Raw genomic sequence first — 15,486 nt, 5'->3', positions numbered from 1 at the left:
AAAACGCTCGGCTGGGCAACCCCAGCCGAGCGTCTGCGTGATCTACTGACGACCACATAGCCATCAGGTGTTGCGAGGACCCCGAGAATCCGCCAGTACGGTTCGCGGCCCCTTTTCGTTGTCAGCGCGGGATCGGGATCGGGATAGGGATAGGTGGCAGCAGCGGCGGTGGCGGCAGTCCCGGGATGCCCGGCGGTGGCGCGGCCGGGCCGGGCGGCGGCGCAGCCCGGACGGTGCCGTCGCTGATGTACAGCGTGATCACTGAGCCGGGGATGGCCGACCCGTTCGGCGCTGTGCCCATCACGGTGCCTTTGGGGCGATCGCCCGCGCCCGTGACCGGCGACACCTGGAAGCCCGCCGCTACCAGCTTGGCGGTCGCCTCGCCCTGGGGCATGCCGACCACGTCGGGTACCTGGGCGTTGTTCGCGCCGCGCACATACTTGTCGTCCAGCGGGGGCAGGCCCGGCGGCGGGAACAGCGGTACCACAGGTTTGATCGCGTTGAACCAGGTCCGCGCGGGCTCGTTACCACCGAACAGGTTGCCGTCGCCGCAGTTGCGGAGCGGGAACGAGCAGATCTCGCCGGGCGTCGGGCTGTCGCCGTAGACGTAGACCGCGGCGGCCAGCGCATTGGTGAAGCCGAGGAAGGCCGAGGAGCGGTGACTCTCGGTGGTGCCGGTCTTGCCCGACATCGGGAGGTTCCAGCCCGCCGACTGGGCCGCGCCCGCCGCCGTGCCCGCCGTGTCGTCCTTGCTCATCGCGTTGGCCAAGGTGTTGGCCAGGCCCGGCTCGACGACCTGCTCGCAAGCCTGCTGGGTCAGCGGGACCTGCTTGCCCTGGCGGTCGATGACCTCTTTGATCGGGTTCGGCGGGCACCACCGGCCGCCCGAAGCCAGCGTCGCCGCGACGTTGGACAGCTCCAACGGGTTGATCGCCACCGGTCCCAGCGTGAACGAGCCGAGGTTCTGCCCCTTGATCATGTCGGCCAGGCTCTGGTTGCCGTGGCCCGAGGTGCCCGCTTCGGTGAACGAGCGCATGCCGAGCCGCACCGCCATGTCGACCGTCGGGGTGACCCCGACCGCCTGGATCAGCTTCACGAACGCGGTGTTCGGAGAGGTGGCCAGCGCCTCCGTCACCGACATGGGTGATTTGTACCGGCCCGCGTTCTCGACGCAGTAGGTGGCGGCCGGGCACCCGCGGGCGCCGCCGTTACCCATGCCCTTGGCCTCGAAGCGTCCGGGCACGTCGAGCTGGGCGTTGATACCGAGGCCTTTCTCCATGGCCGCGGCCGTGGTGAAGACCTTGAAGATGGAGCCGGCGCCGTCGCCGACCATGGAGTACGGCTGCGGCTGCACCGTCTCGCTCGCGTCCCGGTTCAGGCCGTAGGTGCGGCTGCTGGCCATCGCGAGCACCGGATGCGTGTCCTGCCCCGGCGCGACGACGGACATGACCTCCGCGATGTTGTCCAGGTTCGGGTTCGCCGCCTCGGTCACCGCGCGTTTCACCGAGTCCTGCACGGCCGGATCGAGGGTGGTCCGGATCAGGTAGCCGCCCTTTTCGATCTGTTCGCGGCTGATGCCCGCGTTGGCCAGGTACTGCAGCGCGTAGTCGCAGAAGAAGCCGCGGTCGTTGGCGGCGATGCAGCCGCGCGGCAGGCCCTTGGGCTCCGGCAGCACGCCCAGCGGCTTGGTCTTCGCCTCGCGGAACTCCTCGGCGCGGCTGGGGATGTTCTGGATCATCGTGTCCAGCACCGTGTTGCGCCTGGCCAGCACGCCGTCCGGGTTGGTGTAGGGGTTCAGCTTGGACGAGCTCTGCACCATGCCCGCGAGCATCGCGGCCTGCGAGACGTTCAGCTCGGCCGCGTCGACGCCGAAATAGGTCTTCGCGGCGTCCTGGATGCCGTAGGAGGAGTTACCGAACGGGACGAGGTTGAGGTATCGGGTGAGGATCTCGTCCTTGGTGAGTTCCCGGTCCAGCGTCAGCGCCATCCGGATCTCCCGGATCTTGCGGGCGGGAGTGGTCTCGATGGCGGCTCGGCGCTCGGCGTCGGTCTTGGCGACCACCAGCAGTTGAAAGTTCTTCACATATTGCTGATCCAGCGTCGACGCGCCCTGCTGGACCTCGCCGCTGGCGCTGTTGGTCAGGAACGCGCGTAGCGTGCCCTGCCAGTCGACGCCTTCGTGTTCGGCGAAGCGACGGTCCTCGATGGACACGATCGCCAGTTTCATGTCGTTGGATATCCGGTCGCTGGGCACCTCGAATCGGCGCTGCTCGTAGAGCCAGGCGATCGGATTGCCCGCCGCGTCGACCATGGTCGAGACCGCGGGCACCGTTCCCTCGACCAGCTCCGCGGAGACGTTGTCGACGGCGTCGGCGGCGCGGTTGGAGACGAACCCGAAGCCGCCGGCGAGCGGGAACAACAACCCGGCGACGAGCACGGAGGCCAGCACGCAGCTGCCGGCCAGCCGCGCGAGCGTATGTGTGATCGGCACGAATCAAGACTACGGGTTGCCATTCCAGCCTTCTTGGCGGCATTTGTCCGTAGCCCGGAACTGGTTGTTCGCGAACCGGAATGGGCGTGTCGCGCGATCAGGACCGGCGTGTCGCCGGAGGGCGCGCACGCAATCTGCCTGCCCGTCCAGTGCGCGCCCGGCTTTGCAGGGACGGACGTACCAAAAAATCTCGAGGTGGTCTTGCGCAAGCGCCATACCTTTACCTAGATTGAGAACCCAGTGTGATAGAGCTAACACTCAAAGTGGAATGTGGTGCACTTCGCAGCGGGGTTTGGGTGCTGCGCGGTGACAACGCGATTCTGGAGCGCCGTTGACCGGTGTTCGGACTGCAAAGGGGCACACCAAATGCACATGACAACCCCCATCGCTCGATTGGACGTGGAGCAGGCCGAAGCAAGGATCGCCTGGGTAGCCCAGGCCCGATGCAAGGAAGTGGACCCCGATCAGTTGTTCGTGCGCGGCGCGGCCCAGCGCAAAGCGGCGACGATCTGCAGGCACTGTCCCGTGCTCATGCAGTGCGGTGCCGACGCGCTGGACAACCGGGTGGAGTTCGGTGTGTGGGGCGGTATGACGGAACGGCAGCGCCGTGCCTTGTTGAAGCAGCATCCGGAAGTGACCTCGTGGGCCGATTTCTTCCAGGCCCAGCGTCAGCATCAAGTGGCCATGTAGTCCCGCGAAATCGAAACGGAGCCCGCGCAAGCGGGCTCAGTTTCGTTTCAGGACCGATATTTCCGTTCGGAGCGATAGCGGATACGCCTAAGTATCAGGCGGTGGCGCGCGCCGTTCCCGCCAGCTGATCGCCGACGACACGCAGCGCGTCGAGGTCGGACACCTCGAACGGAAGCGCGGTGACCGAGACGATCGGCACGCGCGGATGCGCGCCCGTGAACCGATGCAGCAGATGCTGTTCCCGTTTGTCGGTGGCGACTCGGCGGGCGTGCACCCGCAACACCGCCGCGGTCAGCGGATCGGAGTCGGCCACTTGGTCGGCGGCGGTGAGCGCGTGATCGGCCGACAGCGAGCTCAGCACCGGATGGGTGCGGTTGAGCACCAGCCCCGCCAGCGGCATGCGCTCGGTGGAGAGGCGGTCGACGAAGAACGAGGCTTCCCGCAGCGCGTCCGGTTCCGGCGCCGCCACCACCAGGAAGTGCGTGCCCGGCTTGGACAACATCGCGAAGGTTCGCTCGGCGCGCTCCTGGAAGCCGCCGAACAGCGACTCCAAGGATTGCAGGAAATTCGACGCGTCCTTGAGCATCTGCCCCCCGACGACCGTGGACACCCCGCGCACTGCCAGGCTCATCGCGCCGGTCACCAACCGGGTCACGCCGCGGCCGGGCGCCATGATCACCCGGATCATGCGGCCGTTGAGGAAGTTGCCCAGCCGCTTGGGCGCATCGAGGAAGTCCAGCGCGTTGCGCGAAGGCGGGGTGTCGACCACGATCAGGTCCCACTCGCCTCGGTGGGCCAGTTGGCCGAGCTTCTCCATCGCCATGTACTCCTGCGTTCCGCCGAAGGAGGAGGCGACCGTCTGATAGAAGGGGTTGGCGAAGATCTGCTGCGCTTTCTCCGCGCTGGTGTGCTCGAGCACCATGTCGTCGAACGTGCGACGCATATTGAGCATCATCGCGTACAGCTCGCCCTTGGCCTCCGGACCCAGCGCCACCCGCTGCGGATTGTTGCCGAGGTCGGCGACGCCCAGTGACTGAGCCAGCCTGCGCGCGGGGTCGATGGTCAGCACCACGACCTTGCGGCCCTGCTCGGCGGCGCGCAGCGCGAGGGCGGCGGCGGTGGTCGTCTTGCCGACGCCACCGGAGCCGCAGCAGACCACCACGCGGGCGGACGGGTCGGCGATGATCCGCGATATATCCAGCGGGGCAGCCGTGGCGGGGTGGGTCGGCGTGCTCATCGGACTCCCTGGGCGGTGAGGTGTTCGGCTAGCTCGTAGAGTCCACCCAGATCCATTCCGTCGGGGAGGGCGGGCAGGTAGAGCCGGGAGATATCGACCTTGGCCAATTCCTCGGCGCTGTCGTCCTGTGCTTGCAGCGTGGCCGAGTGCTCGACCGCCTCGGTGAGCAGGCCCTGGAAGTCGCTGTCGGCGAGAGCGATCCCGGCGGAGTCCAGACCCGCGCGGATCGCGTCGGCGTCCAGATCACCGGTGGCGGCTCGGGCGCGCAGTTCGGGCGGGAGCTGTCCTTCGGTCGCCCGGTTCACGATGACGGTGCCGATGCGCAGGTCCGCGGCGGTGAGCTCGGCGACGGCGTCGGCGGTTTCCTGCACCGGCAGCGCCTCCAGCAGCGTGACCAGATGAATCATGGTCTGGTCGGAGTGCAGCAGCTGGGAGACGCCCTCGGCCTGCGAGGCGATCGGACCGCCCTTGGCCACCTCCGCCATGGCCTTGGTGACGTCGAGGAAGCCTGCGATCCGCCCGGTGGGCGGTGCGTCGACCACGATCTCGTCGTAGACCCGCTTGCCGGACTTGTCCACGCGAACCGCGCATTCCTTGATCTTGCCGGTCAAGATGACATCGCGCAGACCGGGCGCGATCGTGGTGACGAACTCGATAGCGCCCATCCTGCGCATCGCGCGGCCGGCGAAGCCGAGGTTGTAGAACATGTCGAGGTATTCGAGGAAGGCGTGCTCGATGTCCAGCGCCAGCGCGACCACTTCGCCGCCGCCGTCGGCCGTGGCGATCCGTGTCTCGGTCGGCGGCAGCGGCGGCAGGTCGAACAACTGCGCGATCGACTGTCTGCTCTCCACCTCGACCAGCAGCACCCGCCGCCCGCCCGCGGCGAGCGCGAGCGCCAGCGCCGCGGCGACCGTCGACTTGCCCGTGCCTCCCTTGCCGGAGACATAGTGCAAGCGGGCCTGTTCAGCGCGCTTCGGCCACCTTGCGTCCGCTCCCGGCTCCGCCGAAAGCGGCACTGCTGTTGGTACTCCCACGCTCGCGAGCCTATAACTGGTCCGCTAACCCGGGGCACCGGCCGTACCAGACGGGTGCGCGCCCCATCGCGCGAAACCTCGGCCCACCCCGCCCGATGCGGCTGCCCCCATGCGTACAGCGCACCTGACCCCCTGGTTCGGAGGTCCGCAAACCGAGTCCAGCCGTCGTGCCCGACCTTGCCGCCTCGACGCCGACCCAGCTCGGCTATCCGGTCGATCGGTTCGGCCACGCGGCACAAGGTGGGCAATGGCAACCGCAGGAGGCCCCGCCCCATACGGCAGAACGCCTGGTGCCATCGACCGGTGCGACGCGCCCAGTGCACCAGATCCCCGGGTGCGAGTGAAGCGAGACCGACCTCGTGCGGTTTGCGGTCCGGCTCGCGTTGGCCGATTCCGTTCGGAGGTCGCGAGTTCTCTGCGCGCCGTGCTTTGTAACAGCGGTGCCTCGGCTGACGCGCTCAGCGCACCCCAGCTCCTGGTTTCGAGCGAAGCGAGACCGAGCCTGTTCCGTTCGCGGCCCGGCTCGCGTGTGCGCGGCCGCCGCGTCCGTGACGAAGTCGCAAGCGGCGGTCGCGCACACGCGAGCCACACAGGGGCCGCGAACACTCAGCGCCGCAGGCGCTGGAAAAACCAACACAGCCGCGAACGCGCCGCGACGCAGTCACGGCAATCAGACAGAGCTACGCTCTCGCACATGAGTGAGATGAGTGATACGACCGTGTGGGAGTACGCCACCGTGCCGCTGCTGACGCATGCGACGAAGCAGATTCTCGACCAGTGGGGAGCCGACGGCTGGGAGCTGGTCACCGTGCTGCCCGGTCCGACCGGCGAGCAGCACGTCGCCTACCTCAAGCGGCGCAAGTAGAAGGGGGCGAACGCAGTGACCCAGTGGGAGAAGAACCTCGCCGAGCTCGGAATCACCCTGCCCCCGGTCGTGCCCCCGGTCGCGGCCTACGTTCCCGCGATCCGCACCGGGTCGCTCGTCTACACCTCCGGTCAGCTGCCGTTCGTGGACGGCGGGTTGTCCGCGGTCGGCAAGGTCGGCGCGGAGGTCTCCATCGAGGAGGCGAAGGAGGCTGCCCGGCTGTGTGCGCTGAACGCGCTGGCCGCGGTGCACGATCTGGTCGGGCTCGACGCGGTGGTGCGGATCGTGAAGGTGGTCGGGTTCGTCGCCTCGGCACCGGGATTCGGCGATCAACCGGTGGTGATCAACGGTGCGTCGGAGTTCCTCGGCCGGGTCTTCGGTGACGCGGGCAAGCACGCGCGCTCGGCGGTCGGCGTTTCCGAACTTCCCCGTAATACTCCGGTCGAAGTCGAATTGATCGCCGAGGTGCGCTAGACCGGAACTGTCGGCTCCGTTTCTATCCGAGGTTTGCGATGACGTTGACACACCCCGCCTACGGGCAGCTCCGGCAGGTCACCGAGACGGCGGCGGTGCTGCTCGCCGACAATCCGGGACAAATGACCTTGGAAGGAACCAACACTTGGATCCTGCGCGCGCCGGGAGCAGCGGACTGTGTGGTGGTGGACCCGGGGCCGAAGGACAAGGCGCATGCGGCCGCGATCGCCGAGGCCACCGGCGGCCGGATCGCGCTCACCTTGATCACCCACCGGCATCACGATCACACCGGCGGCATCGATCGGCTGGTCGAGCAGACCGGGACGCCGGTGCGCGCCAAAGAGGCCGGTTTCCTGCGCGGTGCGGACGCCCCTCTGGTCGACGGCGAGGTGATCGAGGCGGCCGGCCTGCGGATCACCGTGCTGCACACGCCGGGGCACACCGGTGACTCGCTGAGTTTCCTCCTCGATGACGCGGTGCTGACCGGCGACACCATCCTCGGCGCGGGCACCACCGTGCTGGATTCCAGCGACGGCACGCTGGCCGACTACCTCTCCTCGCTGGACCGGCTGGTCGAGGTCGGCAAGGGCAAGGCGTTGCTGCCCGCCCACGGCCCGGACCACCCGGATCTGGAGCCGGTCGCCCGTTACTACATCGAGCATCGGCACGAGCGCCTCGACCAGGTGCGCGAAGCGCTGCGGGCGCTCGGTTCGGACGCGGGCGCGATGTCGGTCGTGCGCCGCGTCTATGCCGATGTGGACAAGCGGCTGTGGCCCGCGGCGCGCAGTTCGGTGCAGGCGCAGCTGGACTATCTGCGCGTGCACGGTTAGCCGGAGCGACGGAACGCCGGGTTCAGTGGAGCGCTGAACCCGGCGTTGTGCCGTCGGAGACGTTATCGGGCGCGGCGGGCCAGACGCTCGGAGTCGGAGATGAGCACGCTCTTGCCCTCCAGCCGCAGCCAGCCGCGATGCGCGAAGTCGGCGAGCGCCTTGTTCACGGTCTCGCGGGAGGCACCGACCAGCTGGGCGATCTCCTCCTGGGTCAGGTCGTGGGTCACCCGCAGCGCGCCCGCCTCCTGGGTGCCGAAGCGCTGAGCGAGCTGCAGCAGCGCTTTGGCGACCCGGCCGGGGACGTCGGTGAAGATCAGGTCGGCCAGGTTGTTGTTGGTCCGGCGCAGGCGGCGGGCGAGAACGCGCAGCAACTGCTCGGCGATCTCGGGCCGCTGGTCGATCCAGGTCTTGAGGGCGTCGCGGTCCATCGTCACCGCACGCACCTCGGTCACCGTGGTGGCGGTGGAGGTGCGCGGGCCCGGGTCGAAGATCGACAGCTCGCCGAACATGTCGGACGGGCCCATGATGGTCAGCAGATTCTCTCGGCCGTCGGGCGAGCGGCGTCCGATCTTCACCTTGCCGGACGTGATGATGTACAGCCGGTCGCCCGGCTCGCCCTCGTTGAAGATGACGTGACCGCGCGGGAAATCCACCGGCTGAAGTTGTTTGGCGAGGGCGGCCACCGCAGTGGGCTCGACGCCCTGGAAGATGCCTGCTCTGGCGAGGGCCTCGTCCACGAATGTGCTCCTTATGGGAAATGGCTCTGTACCGGACCGAAGCGACTCGGCCAACAGCGCAGTCTACGCGGCGTCACTACAGCGTAGTGACGGACACCACGTAACGGGTGGATTGCGCGGCGCTCGCGCCGGGTCAGCTCGCGCGGGCCACGTCCATCTCCTCGCCGCGCGAGCGGCGCCTGCGCATCCGGGCCACGGCAGCGGGCAGACCGAGCTTCGTCAGCTCTTTCACCTCGGCGTTACTTGCCTTGTCCAGGTACTGCTGAACCTCTTCGTCGGGTTCGAGAAGCTTGCGGAGCCGATTCTCGACCCGCTCCATACCCAGTGCGAACAGCATCAGCACCACTGGGAAGAGCACCACAGCGAGTCCTTGCATGACGAGCAGTAAACACCGTCGAGGTCTCAGATGGAACACGGCAACTGAACTGGAAGGGCAACGTTGTCTGCCGGTTCCGTATGGTGGACGCGTGCGCGTCTCCCCCTCCACCGCCTCCGGGAACGGGCTTCCGCCTGGCTCCGAGCCCTCCGAAACGCCGCAGGCCGCCGCCGCGGCTCCGCAACGGAAAACCAGGGCGCGACAGGCGGAAACCCGGCTCGGGCTGGTCCGCCGTGCGCGCCGGATGAACCGCGAGCTGGCGACCGCTTTCCCCGATGCGCACTGTGAGCTGGATTTCACCACACCGCTCGAATTGGCGGTGGCCACAATACTTTCGGCGCAGTGCACCGACGAGCGGGTGAATCTCACCACGCCTGCCCTGTTCGCCCGGTATCCGGACGCCCGCGCCTATGCCGAGGCAAACCGCGCGGAGCTGGAGGAATACATCCGGCCGACCGGCTTCTTCCGGAACAAAGCGTCCTCGCTGATCGGGCTCGGCCAAGCGTTGCTGGAACGTCACGACGGTGAGTTGCCTCACACCCTGACCGAACTCGTGCAACTGCCCGGCATCGGGCGCAAGACCGCCAACGTCATCCTCGGCAACGCGTTCGGCGTGCCCGGCATCACGGTCGACACTCATTTCGGCCGGCTGGTCCGTCGCTGGGGCTGGACCGACGAGGAAGATCCGGTCAAGGTCGAGCACTTCGTCGGCGCGCTGGTCGAGCGCAAGGAATGGACGATGCTCTCGCACCGGGTGATCTTCCACGGACGGCGCGTCTGCCATTCCCGCAAGCCCGCGTGCGGCGCGTGCATCCTGGCCAAAGACTGCCCGTCGTTCGGGATCGGGCCCACCGATCCGGAGACGGCGGCCAAGCTGGTGAAGGGGCCGGAGCGGGAGCACCTGCTCGAGCTGGTGGGCCGGTGAGTTCGGAGCCCTCGGGCCGAAGGAGTGCGGGAAATGCGTGGCGATGGGCGCTTGCCGGTCTGATCGTGGTGGTGGCGCTGGCGGTCGCGGTGTGGCCGCGCGGGGAGGACGAGCCGCAGCCGCCGCACTCTTCTCCCGTCTCCTCCGGGGTTTCCGATGACTTGCGCGCTGCCGCGCGTTTGCCGGATTGCCCGACCGGCGCCGAGAACGGGAACGGCCCGCTGGCCGGGATAACCGTGGAATGCATGGCGAACGGCCGGTCGCTGGATCTGGCCGCCGCGCTGGTGGGCAAGCCCGCCCTGGTGAACTTGTGGGCCTACTGGTGCGCACCGTGCGCCCAGGAGTTGCCGTATTTACAGCAATACGCCCAACGCGCGGGCAACGCGATTACCGTGCTGACCGTGCACAGCGACCCTGATGAAGCCAAAGCACTGTCCCGGCTGCGTGGACTGGATGTGCGGTTGCCCGGCGTGCTCGACGCCGACGCGCGAGTGCGCACGGCGGTCGGGGCCCCGGCGGTGCTGCCGATCTCGGTGCTGGTGCGTGCCGACGGTTCGATCGCCGATGTCGTCGTGCGGGCATTCGACGGGGTGGATGACATCGCGGATACGGTCGCGGGCAAGCTCGGAGTAGCCGCGTGACAATGCGGGTGGATGATTCGATGGTGGAGGTGACGGTGCGGGCGTGCACGCGGGTCGGTGGGCGGATGCGCGGGGGAGGTGCGCGATGACCATCGAGATGCCGCCCGACATCCCGGGTTGGCTGACTCGCTCGGCCGAACCGGCCACCGACAGCGCCGACACCCTGACCAGAGCGCGTGCGCTGCGTCGCGTCATGACCGTGACCTCGACGCCGCGGCAAGCGGCGGTGCTCGTGCTGTTCGGCGGCTCACCCCAGCCGGATCCGGCTGCGCCCGGCGGACTGCCTGCCGATGCGGAGGTGCTGCTGACCCAGCGCGCCTCCACCATGCGCCAGCATCGTGGCCAAGTGGCTTTCCCCGGCGGTGCGATGGATCCGGGCGACGCCGGTCCGATCGATACCGCGCTGCGGGAGGCGTGCGAAGAGACCGCCCTCGATCGGTCCGGCGTGGAACCGTTCGCGGTGCTGCCACAAATGTTCGTGCCGGTGTCCCGCTTCGACGTGACGCCGGTTCTCGCGTACTGGCGCACGCCCGGCGCGGTGCGGGTGGTCGACGAGAGCGAGACCGAGCGGGTCGTGCGCGTCCCGCTCGCGCAACTGCTGGATCCGGCCAACCGCTTCGTGGTCCGCAGCCACCTCGGGTATCAGAGCCCGGCATTCCAGGTGGACGGGATGCTGGTCTGGGGCCTCACCGCAGGCATCCTCGCCGGGATCAGCAAGGCCTCCGGCTGGGATCACGAGTGGGATCACGAGGACGTCCGTGACCTGGAGACCGCACTCGCCGCCGTGGGGATGACGTTATGAGCTCGTCGGCCTGGCTCGACATCGCCGTCGTGCTGCTGGCGCTGCTGGCCGCCTCCTCCGGGTGGCGGCAGGGCGCGGTGGCCTCCGCGCTGGCCTTCCTCGGCGTCGTGCTCGGCGCGGTCGCGGGCATCCTGATCGCGCCGCACATCTTGGTGCACGTCGACGAGGGCCGAACCCGGGTGCTCACCGGCGTGCTACTCATCGTGATGCTGGTGATCGTCGGCGAAGTGGCGGGCATGGTGCTGGGGCGCGCCGCGCGCAGCGGCATGCGTCATCCGTTCACGCGCAGTGTGGACAGTGCGGTGGGCGCGGTGCTGCAGGCGGTTGCTGTGCTGGTCACCGCGTGGCTGCTGGCGCTGCCGCTGGCCACCTCGTCGCAGCCGGCCATCGCGACCGCGATCAACGGCTCGCGGGTGCTCGCCGACGTCAATGACGTCGCGCCGAACTGGCTGCGCAAGCTACCCAACGAGTTCTCCAAGCTGCTCAACACCTCCGGCCTGCCGGACGTGATCGGCCCGTTCGGCCGGGCGCCGATCGCGGCCGTGGAGCCGCCGGATGCGAGCGTGCTGGCCAGCCCGGTCGCCGCCTCGTTGCAACAGAGTGTGCTGCGCATCCGCGGTGTCGCCCCGAGTTGCCAGCGTGCGCTGGAGGGCTCGGGTTTCGTGATCGCGCCCGAGCGCGTGATGACCAACGCCCACGTCGTCGCGGGCACAACGAGCGTCGATGTGGACACGGCCAGCGGTTCGCTGCCTGCCTCGGTGGTGCTCTTCGACCCGTTCACGGATGTCGCGGTGCTCGCGGTGCCCGGACTCACCGCTCCGGTCGTTCCCCAGGCGCCCGCGCCTGCCCGTACCGGCGACAGCGCCATCGTGCTCGGCTACCCGGGAGGCGGCCGGTACACCGCGAGCGCGGCTCGCATACGCGAGACCTTGGATCTGACCGGCCCGAACATCTATCGTGACGGCACGGTGAAGCGTGAGGTGTACACGGTGCGTGGGCTCGTCCAAGCAGGCAATTCCGGTGGGCCGCTGGTGGATACCGAGGGGCAGGTCCTCGGAGTGGTCTTCGGTGCGGCGGTGACCGACAACGACACCGGTTATGTCCTCACGCTCAGCGAAGTCCGTTCCGAACTCGCCGCTTCGCAGCGTTCCGACGCTCCGGTGGCGACCGGAGCGTGCGTACTCAGCTGATCCGGCGCGTGCTTGTGGTGAGCGGCGCGATCCCCGGCCACGCAACTGCGTGGCCGGGGCACTCCCGGCCGCTCAGGCGAGCAGCTTGGACAGTTCCTTCGTCACGGCGTCCGGGTTCTCTTGGTGTGCGAAGTGCCCGGCCGCCGGGATGCCGGCGAGCCGCCGTTCCGGCGACAGATGCGGGTCGCGGCGGAAGGTCCCCGGCAGCACATAGGGGTCCAGTTCGCCGCGCATGGCCAGGACCGGGATGTGGACGGGTTCGCGCATGGTCGCCATGAACCGGCGACCGTCCGGACGCCACTGACTGCGGAAGGCCCAGCGCTGGTACTCCAGCGCACAATGCGCGGCGCCGGGAATCCGGATCGCCGAACGCATCCGCTGTGCGGTGTCGACGAATTCGGCGGTTCCTGCCCATCCCGCGCTCACCCGCCGGCGCAGCAGCCGTTCGACCTCGAAGCCGTCGGCGGTGGTCAGCAAGTGCTCGCCGTACCAGGGGGGCTGGTAGCGGAGGAAGTTCGGCAGCCAGGCCGCGCGTTGGCGGCGGTTGCGCAGCACGGAACTCTTCAGCGCCGACGGATGCGGCGAGCCGACCAGGGCGATCGAGCGAACCAGGCGTGGATGCAGCACCGCGGTGGTCCAGCAGACCAGTCCACCTTCGGCGTGCCCTGCCAGCGTCGCCTCGGTGTAGCCGAGCGCCCGGATGAGCCCGGCGACGTCACCGGCGAGCGTCCAGCCGTCGTAACCGCGCGGCGGCTTGTCGCTGTCGCCGTAGCCGCGCAGGTCGACGGCCACGGCGCGGTAGCCGAGTTCGGCCAGACCGGTCAACTGGTGCCGCCAGGACCACCAGAAGTCCGCGAAGCCGTGCAACAGCACGACCAGCGGCGCATCGGACCGCTCCGGCGCCGCGTCCACGACGTGGAATCGAATGCCGTTGGCGTGCACGTCCCGATGTGTCCACGGTCCGTCGTAACGGACGCTGGACGGATCCGGAAGCAAGTTCGCCGACACGCCGATCGAGCCTAGTAGCCGCCGTACCGGCTCGTGCAGGCGCGCCTAGGAAGCCGGCTTCTGCAGCGCGGGACGGTCCTCGTGCGCGGCCGGGCCCAAGCCGTGCGGCAGCACCGTGCGCGCCTGCTTGAGCGAGTCGATCGTCTTCTCCGGAGCGCGCAGTTTCTTCACTCGCCGGTAGCCGAGGAACGCCAGCGCCGCGGTGGCTACGACCATCAGCAGGAAGACGATCAGGAAGGCGGCCCAGCGGGTCAGCCACACGTCGAGCAGTTCGCCGAGGAAGAAGAAAAAGAAGAAGGTGCTGAACAGCAGCACGGTGAGCGCGAGGATGAAGTAGACGCTGCCCTGCAGGCCCTTCTTGATCTCCCCGGTGACCTCGGCCTTGGCCAGTTCGACCTCGGCGCGGACCAGGGTGGACATCTGCTCGGCGGCATCGCGGACCAGGGTTCCGAAGCTCGCCGAGCCGAGCGGATCGGCGTCCGTGAGGGGAATGGAGGTGACCGTACGACCGCGCTCCGCGTCGCTCCCGTTACCGCCGTGGTTGAAACTCACTTGGTCGACCCTTCTCCCTGTCCCGGCACTGCTTCAACTCCCGTTCGATCGGCGGCGCTCCCGGTGCCCTCCGTGGTCACGCAGGCTACCGCCTCCGGGCGGATCGCTCGCGCCGCCATGTTGTTCACGTTCTAGCGCACGGGCGTCCCGCCGAGCCTGGTGGACACGCCCACGCCGCAACAGTAGCGCCGAACCGGCGAGCGACGCCGCCATTGATGTGACCAACACGGCGGCCTTCGCCAACTCGACGGCCGACCCGTCCGCGACATCGGCGAGCGCGAGTTCCGCCACGAGAAGGCTAACCGTGAAGCCGATCGCGCCGAGCACCGACAGGGCGAACATGTCCCGCCAGCCGAGTTCGGCGGGACGCGTCGCCACGCCCAACCGGATTGCCACCCAGCTCATCCCGAAAATGCCGAGAGGTTTGCCGACCAGGAGGCCGAGAATCACGGCGAGCGCGAGCCGGTCGGTGGCCAGCTCACCGAAGACTCTGGTGTTCAGCGGAACTCCGGAGGCGAACAGGGCGAACAGCGGAACGCACAAGCCGGCGGAGACCGGCTGGAAGAGGTGCTCGAGCCGGGTGGCAGGGGCCGCCCGCTCACCGGGATCCGGACGCACCCGGGTGAGCAGGCCGAGCGCGACGCCGGCCAGGGTGGGATGGATGCCTGCCTCGTGCAGCGCGTACCAGGACAGCAGCGCCAGCGGGACGTACAGCAACGGCGTGCCGATGCGCGCCCGTTGTCCCAGCGCCCACCCGGCGAAGCACGCCGCGGCCACGAGCAACCACAGCAGCGACACCGCCGCGGTGAACAACACCGCGATCAGGACGATCGCCATGAGGTCGTCGACCACGGCCAGACTGAGCAGGAAGACGCGTGCGCCCGTGGGGATGCGCGAACCGGTCATGGCGAGCACGGCGAGCGCGAACGCGATGTCGGTGGCGACGGGGATGGCCCAGCCGCGCTCCATACCGGGCAGGCCGAAGCCGACGACCGCCGCGACCAGCGCGGGGGTCACCACACCACCGATCGCCGCGATGACCGGCAGCGTGGCGCGCCTGCGATCGGCGAGTTCGCCGACCACCAGCTCGCGTTTGAGTTCCAGCCCGGCGACGAAGAAGAACACCGCGAGCAGACCGTCCGCGGTCCATTCCGCCAGAGTCAGTTCAAGGTGCAGCGGCGGGATCGCGACGACCGTCTCGGTCATCGTCAGATAGCTCGCGCCCCACGGCGAGTTCACCCAGAGCAACGCGGTCGCCGCCGCGATCAGAAGCAACGCGCCGCCGACCGTTTCCGTGCGGAGGTAGCGGGACAGTTCCGAGCGCACTTGCGTGATCACGGGAAACCTTTCGGGCGGCGGGCGGGCACCGCGGCGGCACACCCACCGGAGACTGGTCGACGGGTGCACAACCGCACGCCGACCAGACTTCCCGGCACACCTCACGCAATTTTAACGGACGCGGCCGGTGACGGAGCCCGTCGCCGGCCGCGTCCGGCGTTGAGGGTCAGCCTTTGCCCGCCCGGATCGCCTCGAAGACGCTCGGGTCGAGGAGGGTGGAGGTGTCGCCGAGTTCGCGTTTTTCGGCGATGTCGCGGAGGAGGCGGCGCATGATTTTGCCGCTGCGGGTTTTGGGG

Annotated in this window: 16 protein-coding genes; 8 read left to right on the top strand and 8 right to left on the bottom strand. The window is 68.7% G+C overall.

The window, feature by feature from the left end; translation table 11 throughout:
• Nucleotides 1-121: 121 nt before the first annotated feature.
• Nucleotides 122-2,491, bottom strand: a complete 2,370-nt coding sequence (locus tag ACWEKR_RS35020; RefSeq protein WP_452358161.1) for a penicillin-binding protein — start codon at nucleotides 2,489-2,491, stop codon at nucleotides 122-124.
• A gap of 366 nt (nucleotides 2,492-2,857) precedes the next feature.
• Between ACWEKR_RS35020 and ACWEKR_RS35015 the strand changes: the two genes are divergently transcribed.
• Entirely contained in the window at nucleotides 2,858-3,181 is a 324-nt protein-coding gene (locus ACWEKR_RS35015) for a WhiB family transcriptional regulator (RefSeq protein WP_014981178.1), read from the top strand.
• Nucleotides 3,182-3,275: 94 nt separating this feature from the next.
• Here the strand turns inward: ACWEKR_RS35015 and ACWEKR_RS35010 are convergent, their stop codons facing one another.
• Together ACWEKR_RS35010 and ACWEKR_RS35005 are read right to left on the bottom strand one after the other, a co-directional pair.
• Nucleotides 3,276-4,418 (bottom strand): ArsA family ATPase, encoded by a 1,143-nt coding sequence (locus tag ACWEKR_RS35010; protein ID WP_452358160.1) that lies wholly within the window; start codon nucleotides 4,416-4,418, stop codon nucleotides 3,276-3,278.
• Nucleotides 4,415-5,434 carry an ArsA family ATPase gene (locus ACWEKR_RS35005; protein ID WP_452358163.1) on the bottom strand — a complete coding sequence of 340 codons (1,020 nt, stop codon included), beginning with the start codon at nucleotides 5,432-5,434 and terminating at the stop codon, nucleotides 4,415-4,417. Before ACWEKR_RS35005 ends, ACWEKR_RS35010 begins: the two co-directional genes overlap by 4 nt.
• 721 nt (nucleotides 5,435-6,155) lie before the next feature.
• On the opposite strand from ACWEKR_RS35005, the gene ACWEKR_RS35000 reads away from it, so the two are divergent.
• Genes ACWEKR_RS35000 through ACWEKR_RS34990 form a run of 3 tightly spaced genes read left to right on the top strand, consistent with a single transcriptional unit; the run spans nucleotide 6,156 to nucleotide 7,621 of the window.
• Nucleotides 6,156-6,317, top strand: a complete 162-nt coding sequence (locus ACWEKR_RS35000; RefSeq protein ID WP_195085144.1) for a DUF4177 domain-containing protein — start codon at nucleotides 6,156-6,158, stop codon at nucleotides 6,315-6,317.
• 15 nt (nucleotides 6,318-6,332) lie between these two features.
• Complete coding sequence (locus ACWEKR_RS34995) at nucleotides 6,333-6,791, top strand: RidA family protein (RefSeq protein WP_452358159.1); 459 nt, start codon at nucleotides 6,333-6,335, stop codon at nucleotides 6,789-6,791.
• 38 nt (nucleotides 6,792-6,829) lie between these two features.
• Nucleotides 6,830-7,621, top strand: coding sequence for an MBL fold metallo-hydrolase (locus tag ACWEKR_RS34990; RefSeq protein WP_452358158.1), 792 nt, complete (start codon nucleotides 6,830-6,832; stop codon nucleotides 7,619-7,621).
• 62 nt (nucleotides 7,622-7,683) lie between these two features.
• On the opposite strand, the gene ACWEKR_RS34985 is transcribed toward ACWEKR_RS34990, so the two are convergent.
• The gene (locus ACWEKR_RS34985; protein ID WP_039794544.1) at nucleotides 7,684-8,358 is read right to left on the bottom strand and encodes a Crp/Fnr family transcriptional regulator; all 675 of its coding nucleotides are present in this window, start codon (nucleotides 8,356-8,358) and stop codon (nucleotides 7,684-7,686) included.
• Nucleotides 8,359-8,491: 133 nt separating this feature from the next.
• Nucleotides 8,492-8,734 carry a hypothetical protein gene (locus ACWEKR_RS34980; protein WP_228829512.1) on the bottom strand — a complete coding sequence of 81 codons (243 nt, stop codon included), beginning with the start codon at nucleotides 8,732-8,734 and terminating at the stop codon, nucleotides 8,492-8,494.
• Between the two features lie 223 nt (nucleotides 8,735-8,957).
• Here ACWEKR_RS34980 and nth point away from each other — a divergent pair, with 223 nt between their 5' ends.
• The 4 genes from nth (at nucleotide 8,958) to ACWEKR_RS34960 (ending at nucleotide 12,292) form a co-directional block, all read left to right on the top strand.
• Nucleotides 8,958-9,659: an endonuclease III gene (gene nth, locus ACWEKR_RS34975; RefSeq protein ID WP_452358162.1), complete on the top strand. Its 702-nt coding sequence runs from the start codon at nucleotides 8,958-8,960 to the stop codon at nucleotides 9,657-9,659.
• Nucleotides 9,656-10,300 carry a TlpA family protein disulfide reductase gene (locus ACWEKR_RS34970; protein ID WP_452358157.1) on the top strand — a complete coding sequence of 215 codons (645 nt, stop codon included), beginning with the start codon at nucleotides 9,656-9,658 and terminating at the stop codon, nucleotides 10,298-10,300. Before nth ends, ACWEKR_RS34970 begins: the two co-directional genes overlap by 4 nt.
• Before the next feature lie 85 nt (nucleotides 10,301-10,385).
• Nucleotides 10,386-11,102: an NUDIX hydrolase gene (locus ACWEKR_RS34965; protein WP_452358156.1), complete on the top strand. Its 717-nt coding sequence runs from the start codon at nucleotides 10,386-10,388 to the stop codon at nucleotides 11,100-11,102.
• Nucleotides 11,099-12,292, top strand: coding sequence for a MarP family serine protease (locus ACWEKR_RS34960; RefSeq protein WP_452358155.1), 1,194 nt, complete (start codon nucleotides 11,099-11,101; stop codon nucleotides 12,290-12,292). Before ACWEKR_RS34965 ends, ACWEKR_RS34960 begins: the two co-directional genes overlap by 4 nt.
• A gap of 72 nt (nucleotides 12,293-12,364) precedes the next feature.
• Here ACWEKR_RS34960 and ACWEKR_RS34955 read toward each other — a convergent pair whose 3' ends face one another.
• The 3 genes from ACWEKR_RS34955 to nhaA are packed head-to-tail and all read right to left on the bottom strand — an operon-like array spanning nucleotide 12,365 to nucleotide 15,190.
• Nucleotides 12,365-13,300 (bottom strand): alpha/beta fold hydrolase, encoded by a 936-nt coding sequence (locus ACWEKR_RS34955; RefSeq protein ID WP_195084874.1) that lies wholly within the window; start codon nucleotides 13,298-13,300, stop codon nucleotides 12,365-12,367.
• Nucleotides 13,301-13,345: 45 nt separating this feature from the next.
• Nucleotides 13,346-13,852: a phage holin family protein gene (locus ACWEKR_RS34950; protein WP_452358154.1), complete on the bottom strand. Its 507-nt coding sequence runs from the start codon at nucleotides 13,850-13,852 to the stop codon at nucleotides 13,346-13,348.
• A gap of 33 nt (nucleotides 13,853-13,885) precedes the next feature.
• Entirely contained in the window at nucleotides 13,886-15,190 is a 1,305-nt protein-coding gene (gene nhaA, locus ACWEKR_RS34945) for a Na+/H+ antiporter NhaA (protein WP_452358153.1), read from the bottom strand.
• Nucleotides 15,191-15,486: the final 296 nt, after the last annotated feature.

The organism is Nocardia sp. NPDC004573 (assembly GCF_053602135.1).
Note: the sequence above shows the minus strand (reverse complement) of the source record. Positions and strands in the feature narration are given on the sequence as shown.